Annotated in this window: 2 protein-coding genes; both read right to left on the bottom strand. The window is 37.7% G+C overall.

The features are described from left to right. Window positions 1-290: 290 nt before the first annotated feature. Window positions 291-1,988: an RNA-directed DNA polymerase gene (locus M891_RS0122065; RefSeq protein WP_084628955.1), complete on the bottom strand. Its 1,698-nt coding sequence runs from the start codon at window positions 1,986-1,988 to the stop codon at window positions 291-293. A 30-nt stretch (window positions 1,989-2,018) separates the two neighbouring features. Continuing rightward, entirely contained in the window at window positions 2,019-2,183 is a 165-nt protein-coding gene (locus M891_RS25480) for a DUF4368 domain-containing protein (RefSeq protein WP_232228402.1), read from the bottom strand. Between the last annotated feature and the right edge of the window lie 745 nt (window positions 2,184-2,928).

Genomic DNA, 2,928 nt, shown 5'->3' with positions numbered 1-2,928 from the left:
ATCGTATTTTTTCGTCATGGTAGCACCTCGAATTTGGATAGATTCATTTTACCCGATTCTCGGTTCTCCATGTCTACTTTTTAGTCTAGCAGCAGGATTGCTAAAATAAGGTTATAATTATTGACACATCAATTTTACAGAAGGAGCCCTTTTAGAAAAATTACTCACGGAGCATACGGTGCAGATACTTGCAAGAACGATCAATCAGGCACTGGCCCCCCATAAAAATAGTAACAAATTAAATAGACGAACCGTGGATAGGTTCGCCTACTCTTAAATCTGACTATAGATTAATAGAACGTAAATGTGTTTGTATTTTGTTGCAACCCACCAGTATAATTCAAGGTGTCGTCTCCACCCTGTTGATTATCTGTAGGTACTATAGTTCGAGCTGCTTGTCTAGCTGCAGTAGGAGTGAAGGTTGGAATTTGTCGTGTTGTATCGTAGAACTCAACATTATGGGAGTTTAAATCAGAAAATAATGAACCTGCAGTAAAAAGAGTTCTTCCGGCATTTAGCCACCCTTTAACTTGTGCTTCATAATTTAATAACCATTGTTCTTCGTACATATTATTAACGGTCAAATATGTTTGCCAGTTAGTTGTATTTAGTCCGACGAGTAAACCTGAGTTACTTAAATCTAGAGCAACTAGTGCCACAATAGAATTGTTGAGTTGTGAAACGGCATTTGCAACTCTGATGTCCAAAGAGATACCTAGGCTTTTGCTTATCCATAGTGCCCATGATATTTCGAAGAAGTGGTTGAAATTTGCATGGTGTAAAATAATCTCTGTGATGGTTTCGGCAATTTTTGTTCTATTAAGCGGATATCCATGTAGGTCATACGATAACAATATCTGCAACGAAACCTGTAAAGTGCTAGGTTCAACAATCATTGTTTTTAACAAAAGAGATTCGTAAATATCCCAATTTGATACACTTATATTGAATGTCTTTGATCGAGTTACAGCATATTTTATTACAGGATCAGTAGGATATTTGATCGAATAATCAAAAGCTTTACTAAAGAAGCTAACTATGTCGTTTTTCTGTGCTGTAAGATTTGACCGAACGTCAAATATTCTAAGTTCAGTAGCCCATTCTTTTTCAAGGATTTCCGGCAGATTCATCATTGTTGTTTTAGCTAGGTTATGATCTAGCTCAAATTCCCTTAGTGTTTGATGTAGAGCTGAGCAAGCTTGTTCAGCATCAGACATTGACTCAAAATATAAATAGTAATCATCTACGAATCTAAATCCCTTAACTTGCCCTACACGTTGTTGAAAAAGGAAATCAATTTCTGAACCGATGATTTCTGATACTATTAAAGAGGTATCAGGTCCGATTGGAATTCCTATTGTTTGCCCATCCTGGCAATTACGCATGCATTCGTCTAACAGATTACCGTAGTGCGTATTCTGCCTATTTCTTTTAGCAAAGGCCTTTGTATGAACTGCCCAAGGTATGCTATGGGTGTAGATTGTCGAGTAATAACGAGATATGTCAGTTCTAAGTAATACCCTGCTACTAGATGAGCGAAGAATTCTTTCAAAAACCATGTCTTCAAAACCTCTATTTGGTGTGACTGCACGTATAGTCGAAACAACAGGAGTGCTGATTGATATTTGTGATTTAGCATAATGTCTCTGTATGTTTGTCCAATTAGCCTCGATTGCTTCACATAGTTTTATTTGGTGTAATGGGTTAGGAATAGATAGATGACGTCTTTGGAGTTTTACTCTTGGTATGTCATAAGAAATGTATCTGCTCGTTTTAACTCTATAATTGCTTGTAGGCTGTAGCATCGGTAATGCTTGGCTTAATAAGTTAGTTGAAAAAGGGGGTGGTAACTCCTGAGGGAAGTAACCCCTTTCAATAAGATCAACTGTTGTTGTCATTTTTTCACCTTTTTCTACAAAATAACTGTTTACCTTGTTAATGATAACTAATGTTACAAAATAATACAATTGATATAGAGCAAATATCATTCCAATAATAATGTTCTCCCTGTCACCTCGTCACATGTGGAATGCTGTGCGTTGATAGTTAGAAGTAAAGAATAAGCAGAGGGGGCCGAGAATCTGTAGAAGATTCTCGGCCCCCTCTGCTTTTATTTCAATGCGATCAATTAGTCTGTGAAGGATTTCGGGCGTTAGCTCGTCGAATAACAGGAACTCCTCCAAGGAATTCTTTAGTTGGGAAAATGCTAAAGTATCGTCTTGGATTTGAAGCGATTCATCGTATGCACCCGCTGGAGAAAATGAATAAAGTGATTTTTGACCAAAAAGCGGTTACATTTTATGGTAACATCATGGTGGAAGTTATTTCTTACCGAAAATGATGGAAGGGGTGACGTGTTTTGATAAGGAAGGATAATCAAAATTGTATGTTTATGAGAGGGCTTGCCTCTTAGTGGAGTTTAGTCCTCTCATAAATAATGGGAGGAAAACATACAGAACTCAGAAAGAACGTATTTTGCAGTTGTGTTTAATTCAGTCAGAGGTACTACATTGGATGAGAACATAACCGAAGTGCAGTGTGAGGACTGGGGAAGATCACTTGCTTCCTTGCATCAATTATCGAGGTTGTATCATCATTTCAGTACAAAACGATTGAACTGGCAGGATATACTACGGAAGATGGATGCTGTGTTACAAGCCTACCCAGATGAAAAAGAGACGGGGATTTTAAGGGCAAGACTGAGTAAATAACAAACAAGATCCTCCAAGTGTACTGCAAGGTGGATCTTGTTTATTTTGGCTCTGTTAAACTGTGTTGCTGATCTTCTATTAAAGCTACAGGGAATAGAGTTGAAGAAGGAAATTATATCGAAACTGTACCTCTGTCAATAGAGTAGACACAAAGAATCGAGAAAATTATGCGGCAGATCGGTACATACGTTCGCACTCATTGGGCGTAGAATACCCA

It is taken from the genome of Paenibacillus sp. J14, assembly GCF_000518465.1.
Lineage (GTDB): Bacteria > Bacillota > Bacilli > Paenibacillales > Paenibacillaceae > Fontibacillus > Fontibacillus barengoltzii.
Note: the sequence above shows the minus strand (reverse complement) of the source record. Positions and strands in the feature narration are given on the sequence as shown.

Coding starts and splice junctions, on each gene's coding strand:
- M891_RS0122065 (WP_084628955.1), bottom strand. CDS start 1,988: ATGATATTTGCTCTATATCAATTGTATTATTTTGTAACATTAGTTATC.